Origin of the sequence: Flavobacterium sp., from assembly GCF_044361065.1 — a bacterium.
In the GTDB taxonomy this organism is placed as follows: domain Bacteria; phylum Bacteroidota; class Bacteroidia; order Flavobacteriales; family Flavobacteriaceae; genus Flavobacterium.
Map to the genome: position 1 here is coordinate 1 of NZ_JBIKJI010000110.1, position 7304 is coordinate 7304.

Here is a 7304-nt window from a genome sequence, read left to right on the forward strand (position 1 = left end):
AAGCCGCTCATGAACTAAACTTGGAATGCTATGTGATTGGAGGTTTTGTACGCGATATTTTATTGGATAGAAATCATAAAAAAGACATCGATATTGTTGCTGTTGGTAGCGGTATTGAATTAGCTTTAAAAGTTTCCGAATTACTTTCAAATAAGCCAAAAGTTCAAGTTTTTAAAAACTACGGAACAGCTATGTTACGTTACAAAGAAATGGATATTGAGTTTGTTGGTGCAAGAAAAGAATCTTATACACACGATAGCAGAAATCCTTTAGTAGAAAATGGAACTTTAAAAGACGACCAAGAACGTCGTGATTTTACCATTAATGCGATGGCTTTTTCTTTAAATTCTGATAATTTTGGTGATTTAGTCGATCCATTTAATGGTGTTACCGATTTAGAAAACAAACTATTAAAAACGCCTTTGGATCCGGATATTACCTATTCTGATGATCCATTGCGAATGATGCGCGCTATTCGTTTTGCTACCCAATTAAATTTCGAAATTGAAAATGAATCGTTATCTTCCATTGCAAAAAATAAAGACAGAATTAACATTATTTCAGGAGAGCGAATTGTGGATGAATTGAATAAAATTTTGTCATCAGAAAAGCCATCTATTGGATTTTTACATTTGTATCAAACTGGTTTATTAGACCTAATTTTACCTGAATTGACCGCTTTAAATAATGTCGAAGAAGTAGAAGGTCATACCCATAAAAATAATTTTTACCACACGTTAGAAGTTGTAGATAATATCTGCCCAAATACAGAAGATGTTTGGTTACGATGGGCTGCATTATTGCACGATATAGGAAAAGCACCCACTAAAAAATTCAACAAAAAACAAGGTTGGACATTTCACGGACATGAATTTTTAGGCGGCAAAATGGCTAAAAAAATCTTTGAAAGACTTCATATGCCTTTAAATCAGAAAATGAAGTTTGTTCAAAAAATGGTTATGATGAGTTCACGACCAATTGTAATAGCTGAAGAAATAGTTACCGATTCAGCTGTGCGTCGCTTAGTTTTTGATGCAGGAGAAGATATTGAAAATTTAATGACACTTTGCGAAGCGGACATCACTACAAAAAACAGTAAAAAATTTCAAAAATATCACAATAATTTTAAAATTGTACGTCAGAAAATAGTTGAAGTAGAGGAGAAGGACCGAGTTCGTGTGTTTCAGCCACCAATTTCTGGAGAAGAAATTATGGAACTATTTGGATTAAAACCAGGTCGTGAAATTGGTGTTTTAAAAGAAGCCGTAAAAGAGGCCATTTTAGAAGGTGAAATTCCAAATGAATACGAGCTCGCAAAAGAATTTGTTTTAAAGCGTGCTGAAAAAATGGGATTAGTTAGAGTTGCAAAGTAGCAGAGTTTCAGAGTAGCAAAGATAAAAATAGTGATTAATTGATAATTTTAGATATTTAAATAACAGTGAAGACATTTAGAGACTTACTTATTTGGCAGAAAGCTATGACTTTAGTTACAAACTGTTATGCTATATCTGCTGATTTTCCTAAAGAGGAACAATTTGGACTTACTTCACAAATAAGAAGATGTTCCATTTCAATTCCAAGTAATATTTCGGAAGGTTTTGGAAGAGGAACAAATAAAGATTATTATAGATTTTTAACTATTTCTTTAGGCTCACTTTTCGAATTTCAAACACAAGTTGAAATTGCATATAACTTGAATTATATTGCTTTAGAAAATTTCAATACACTTTACGAAGATAGTAGAGAACTTGAACGAATGTTAACTTCTTTTATGAACAAAATTAAACAAACTCTATAACTTTGAAACTTTGCAACTCTGCAACTTTGAAACTTAATAAATCAAATGAAAAAATATTTTCTTACAACAGCAAAAACAGCATTAGTTTTAGTTTATTTAGTAATTCTTGCAGGTGCTTTGGTGCGAATGACTGGCTCAGGTATGGGTTGTCCAGATTGGCCAAAGTGTTTTGGATATTATATTCCACCCACAGAACAAAAAGAACTTGAATTTACACCTAATAAAGCTTACGATGAAGGTCAAGTGATTATTAAAAACGAAGGTTTACTTGTGGCAAAATCTGATTTTACAGCTACTTCTTCTTTTTTAGAAAGTAACTGGGAATCTTATACAAAACACGATTATGCTATTTTTAACCCAGCACATACTTGGATTGAATACATCAATAGATTGCTTGGTGCTTTGGCAGGAATTGCCTGTTTTGTAACATTTATTTTTGCTTTTGGTTATTGGAAAGAAAACAAAAAAATAGTTGTCTATTCGCTTTTGGTTTGCATACTGATGGGTTTTCAAGCTTGGTTAGGAAAAACAGTTGTAGATTCGGTATTAAGTCCAGTAAAAATTACCACTCATATGTTAACTGCTTTTTTAATTGTGGCATTACAGTTGTATGTTATATATGTGGTTTCGGCGAAAAATAGCATTAGAAAATACGATAAAAAGTTTAGTATTGCCCTTTTTGTTGTGCTACTTCTTACTGTTGTTCAAGTGGTTTTAGGAACTTATGTTCGGGAGTTTATTGATACAATTGAGAAATCGGGTGCTCCAAAATCATTTTGGTTGATACAACCTGAAATCACCTTTTATTTTCATCGAAGTTTTTCAATTGTCGTCTTTTTGGCCAATTTATTTTTACTTCTTCGAAATAGAAATCTTCAATTGGGTTTTGAAAAAGTAAATTGGATAGTTAGAATTTTAATTTTCGAAATACTTTCAGGTGTAATTATGGTGTATGTCGATTTTCCTTTCGGAAGTCAAACTATACATTTAGTATTGGCGACACTCTTATTCAGCGTACAATTTTATTTACTGTTAGAAAATAAAAAAATAACAGAAAAATAATATTACTTTTGCAGTCCGACTATATTGTCACAGTTCTTTAGATTTAATTAATGTCTAAACTCGCAGCGCAAGATAAATTTTTGGATTTATCAGATTACGGAAGGTCTTTCGGTAAACTTTTGGCAAATTCCTTAAAAAACACTCGTTTTACACCCATTCACGTAACGCTTTTATTCGGAATTTCTGGACTAATTGCAATCTATTGTATTTTGAACCAGTATTATTTCGCCGCAGCGTTTTTCATCATTTTAAAATCTGGAATTGATGCTGCCGATGGTGAATTAGCCCGATTAAAAAATACGCCTTCTTATGTAGGAAGATATTTAGATAGTGTGTTTGATATTATCTTGAACTTTCTATTTTTTATGACCATTTGTTATGTATCAAAAACATCGATTTGGTTGGCATTACTTGCATTTATTAGCATTCAATTGCAAGGTACACTTTACAATTACTACTATGTAATTTTAAGAAATAAATCCGTTGGAGGTGATTCTACCAGCAAGATTTTTGAATATAAAACACCAAAAGCACTACCTGGCGAAACGCAACAAGCTGTCAATATTTTATTTGGAATTTACACCATAGTATACAGCATATTCGATAAAATCATTCACTTTTTAGATGCCGATGCTTATAAAGTAAAAACCTTCCCGAATTGGTTTATGACGCTACTTTCACTTTATGGATTAGGCTTTCAATTATTAATTATTGCCATAATGTTGCCGTTAGGTTGGATTGAATTTATAGCGCCATTTTTTACTTTTTATACTTTATTGCTATTTGTTTTAATTGGAATTCGAAAAACAACAATACATTAACCAATCCAAATTTTAAATTCACTAACGCGTTCTCGGGCAACAATTATTTCATCATCTGAATACGAATTTAAACTAATTTTCAACCGCGAATTGGAATACATTTGAATTTCTTTTATGGCTTTCAGTGAAATAATGAATTTTCGACTTACACGATAAAAATCTTTCGGATTAATTTCAGTTTCTAAAACTTCTAAAGTAACATCTGTTAAATAATTTCTATTGTCTAAGGTGTGAATATACGTGCCTTTGTTTTCGCTATAAAAACATTCAATCTCATCAATAGAAATTACTTTTATTTGTTGTCCAATTTTTACTGAAAATCGCGTTTTATATTCTTTTTCTATTGGATTGACTAACATACGTTTTATCGCTTCAAAATCTAAACTCGAAATCGTATTTTTTTGAAATTGATTTTTGAATTTTGAAATGGCAGTTGAAAGTTCGTCTTCATCAATTGGTTTTAATAAGTAATCAATGCTATTTAGTTTAAAAGCGCGCAATGCATATTCGTCATAAGCTGTAGTAAAAATCACCGCACTTTTAATCTCAATTTGTTCAAATAGTTCAAATGACAAACCATCAGATAATTGAATATCCAAAAAAATCAAATCTGGATGCGGATTATTTCGAAACCAAGCAATTGATTCTTCCACAGAATGCAACAACGTATTCACCTGCAAGCCTAATTTTTCAATTTTACGCTGCAATAATCGAGCTGCTGGCTTTTCGTCTTCGATGATGATGATGTTTAGCCCCCTAACCCCCAAAGGGGGAATGTTTTCGTTTTGCATAATTTATAAATTTTCAATTGGCACATTTTCAAATTGGCACATTAAATTACTCCCACTTATTGGCTTTTTCTTTTTCCATCAACTCTTTAATTTTGCGTTCTTCCCAATCTTTTCCTAAAATAAAATAAGGTAAAAATGTTGATAATGCGTGTGCTAACAAACCAATTCCCCAAAAGAAAGCCGTAAAGAAGTTCTTAAACTGAAAATAACTTTCGCCTTCATTTAAGTTTTGAATATTTAAGATTACTAACATAATGTTAATGACCAAATATACTAATGCATGCGTATAAAACCCTTTTATTTTTTTTACTCTTTTAACCGCTTCCTCGTAGCGAATTTGTTCTGAAGTTATATTTTCCATGTTTTGTGTTTTTTTAAATTATTCCCAATTATTATTTTTTCCTTTATTTACTATTTCTTGAATTTTTCGTTCTTCCCAGGTTTTACCGTATCCAAAAACCCCAAATGCATGAAAACTTAATCCTAATCCCCAACCTAACATCGGGAACCAAAACCATTGGAAACCCCAAAATGTATTGTAATTAATTATTGCCAATGTAGGTATTACGATACAATAAGCCGTTAAATTTCCGTAAAAGCCTTTCAATTCTTCTACACGTTTTTTGGCTCTTGCGTATGCTGCATTTTCTGAAAATAGTGTATTGGTTTCCATAACTGAAATTTGTTTGGTTAATATAGGTATACTTATTTTAAATTCATTTTCATTTTCTTCAACTATTGCTTTACGATTGGTTAGTATTCCGTATCGATTTACAATATTTTCTAATCCAACTCCTTTTCGGTCTGTCAAAACTTCTTTCTTTTGTAAATTATTAGACACAACTAACACACCATTTTCAACACTAATTTTGATGTGAAGCGGTTTAGTTTCACTAACAACATTATGTTTGATGCAATTTTCAAGCAATAATTGTAAGGATAATGGAACTACTTTTGTTTCGTCATTATCAATGTTTTCAGGAATTTCAAATGTGATGCTGTTTTCAAATCGCATTAAAAGTAAATTCATATAGGTTTTGGCAAAGGTTAATTCTTCGGTAACCGAAACCAATTCTTTGTCTTTTTGCTCTAAAACATAGCGATATACTTTTGATAAGGAAGTAGTAAATTTTTGTGCTGCAATTGGATTCTCTTCAATTAACGAACTCAACACATTTAAACTATTGAACAAAAAATGCGGATCAATTTGGTTTTTTAAACTTTCAAACTGTGCCGAAGCGTTTCCAGCAATTATTTTTTGTTGGTTAACTTTGTTTTCTTGATACGCTTTATAAAAATAAAACGCATGAAATGCTAAGGTTACAACAAATGTAATTATAATGGTTACCACATAATTTGCTAAGGTTTCATTTTGAAAAAACGCATCAAAACTTAAGCCTTCAATGAGCACATCTTCAACAATTCGCAATAAAAAAATAGCAAAAACAGAAATTATAAAGGAGCCTAAAAAGCCTAAAACTATTCTTCGTTTTGTAAAGCGATCTACTTCAAAAATGCTATCTAAATATATAAATAAGTACGCATTGGCAAAATATAAAGTTATTCCATACAACATAGTATAACCAAAATTTACTAGAAAATATTCATTCAATTGAATGGTTATGCCTGTCATTAATTTTATTACCAATAAAACCAAAAAAACAGCAATGGATAAAATTATTGCTCTTGGAATTTCTTTTATGAGTTTATCAAACATAGTAAAAAGGTTTAGTATAAAAATAATTAAAAATTAAGTGATTGCACAATAATTGCGATTAAATAAAGGATAAGTTGTATCATAAATTTGGTTATTTTAATTCTGAGACAAAATTCCTTATAAATTTTCACCTAAAAAATTATATCTATCCCAACTGTCAATTTTTAATGATGAATTGTAAGTTTTGACTTTTTATAAACAAAAAAAGACTGCAATTGCAGTCTTTTAATTGTATTTAAGTAGGAATTAAATGGTGTTTAACTTTTTTAGTTTGTCTTTCCAAGTTTGTAATTCCTCTTTATGTTTTTCAATATTTTTTTGCACTTCTTTAATAAATGGATTATTTCCTTTTGCATTATTGAAGAAACCAATATTGTTTTCTAATTGATTGATTTCATGATTCAGTTCATCAATTTTTCTTCTAATAAAAATTTGCTCGTTAGCAATGGCTCTTTGGTCGTTTCCTTCCGAAAGTTGCTCTAAACGATTGCTAAATTTCATCATTTCAGAATCTTTTTTAGATAAACTTAGTTTTTCAAATAAAGCATCTAAAATTTTATTGAATTTTCCTTCAATATGACGACGATTTTGAGGCACTTTACCAAATTCTTTCCATGCAGTAATATGTGCTTTAATGGCGTCTAAATCGGTTTTGTGTTCACCAACTAATTGAAATGCACGAACGATTTCTAAGTATTCTTTTTTCTTTTCAAACGCTTCAACTTCTACGCCAATTTCTTCTTTTCTCGATTCGTGTAATCTATCAAAATAAGCATTACAGGTTTTTTTGAACGTATCCCAAATTTCATCTGAAAGTTTTCTTGGTACATGTCCAATTTTTTTCCATTCCTCTTGAATTTGCTTCATAATTGGAGTAGTGGCATCAAAATCTTCCGTATCAATATTCGCTTTTGCTTTCTCAATTAAGGCTAATTTTAATTCTAAATTACGATGTTGTTCGTTTTTTATATCTTTATAAAATGAATTTTTCGTAGCATTAAATGCACGAACAGCATTTTTAAAATTACTCCAAGTAACTTCTGTAGCTTCTGCTGGCACACGTCCTGCTTTAAAGAATGCATCGCGTAACGTTTCTAATTTTACAATTTGATTTT

At 30.5% G+C, this 7304-nt stretch carries 8 protein-coding genes; 4 read left to right on the forward strand and 4 right to left on the reverse strand.

Features of this window, described 5'->3' with window-relative positions; translation table 11 throughout:
* The 4 genes from ACIQ11_RS07480 to ACIQ11_RS07495 all read left to right on the forward strand — a co-directional run.
* Nucleotides 1–1373, forward strand: a 1373-nt coding sequence (locus ACIQ11_RS07480; RefSeq protein WP_396154047.1) for a CCA tRNA nucleotidyltransferase, incomplete at its 5' end; no start/stop codon positions are given.
* Between the two features lie 65 nt (nucleotides 1374–1438).
* Nucleotides 1439–1798 carry a four helix bundle protein gene (locus tag ACIQ11_RS07485; RefSeq protein ID WP_396154048.1) on the forward strand — a complete coding sequence of 120 codons (360 nt, stop codon included), beginning with the start codon at nucleotides 1439–1441 and terminating at the stop codon, nucleotides 1796–1798.
* Between the two features lie 45 nt (nucleotides 1799–1843).
* Entirely contained in the window at nucleotides 1844–2860 is a 1017-nt protein-coding gene (locus ACIQ11_RS07490) for a heme A synthase (protein ID WP_396154049.1), read from the forward strand.
* Nucleotides 2861–2910: 50 nt separating this feature from the next.
* On the forward strand, nucleotides 2911–3681 hold the full coding sequence (locus ACIQ11_RS07495; RefSeq protein WP_396154050.1) for a CDP-alcohol phosphatidyltransferase family protein: 771 nt from the start codon (nucleotides 2911–2913) through the stop codon (nucleotides 3679–3681).
* Here the strand turns inward: ACIQ11_RS07495 and ACIQ11_RS07500 are convergent.
* From ACIQ11_RS07500 to ACIQ11_RS07515, 4 genes are all read right to left on the reverse strand, one after another.
* Nucleotides 3678–4472 carry a LytR/AlgR family response regulator transcription factor gene (locus ACIQ11_RS07500; RefSeq protein WP_396154051.1) on the reverse strand — a complete coding sequence of 265 codons (795 nt, stop codon included), beginning with the start codon at nucleotides 4470–4472 and terminating at the stop codon, nucleotides 3678–3680. The genes ACIQ11_RS07495 and ACIQ11_RS07500 overlap by 4 nt on opposite strands.
* A gap of 46 nt (nucleotides 4473–4518) precedes the next feature.
* Nucleotides 4519–4833: a 2TM domain-containing protein gene (locus tag ACIQ11_RS07505; protein WP_396154052.1), complete on the reverse strand. Its 315-nt coding sequence runs from the start codon at nucleotides 4831–4833 to the stop codon at nucleotides 4519–4521.
* A gap of 18 nt (nucleotides 4834–4851) precedes the next feature.
* The gene (locus ACIQ11_RS07510) at nucleotides 4852–6189 is read right to left on the reverse strand and encodes a 2TM domain-containing protein (protein ID WP_396154053.1); all 1338 of its coding nucleotides are present in this window, start codon (nucleotides 6187–6189) and stop codon (nucleotides 4852–4854) included.
* A 246-nt stretch (nucleotides 6190–6435) separates the two neighbouring features.
* A partial coding sequence (locus ACIQ11_RS07515) for a DUF349 domain-containing protein (RefSeq protein WP_396154054.1) occupies nucleotides 6436–7304 on the reverse strand: 869 nt, incomplete at its 5' end.

Coding starts and splice junctions, on each gene's coding strand:
- ACIQ11_RS07495 (WP_396154050.1), top strand. CDS start 2,911: ATGTCTAAACTCGCAGCGCAAGATAAATTTTTGGATTTATCAGATTAC.
- ACIQ11_RS07505 (WP_396154052.1), bottom strand. CDS start 4,833: ATGGAAAATATAACTTCAGAACAAATTCGCTACGAGGAAGCGGTTAAA.
- ACIQ11_RS07490 (WP_396154049.1), top strand. CDS start 1,844: ATGAAAAAATATTTTCTTACAACAGCAAAAACAGCATTAGTTTTAGTT.
- ACIQ11_RS07500 (WP_396154051.1), bottom strand. CDS start 4,472: ATGCAAAACGAAAACATTCCCCCTTTGGGGGTTAGGGGGCTAAACATC.
- ACIQ11_RS07510 (WP_396154053.1), bottom strand. CDS start 6,189: ATGTTTGATAAACTCATAAAAGAAATTCCAAGAGCAATAATTTTATCC.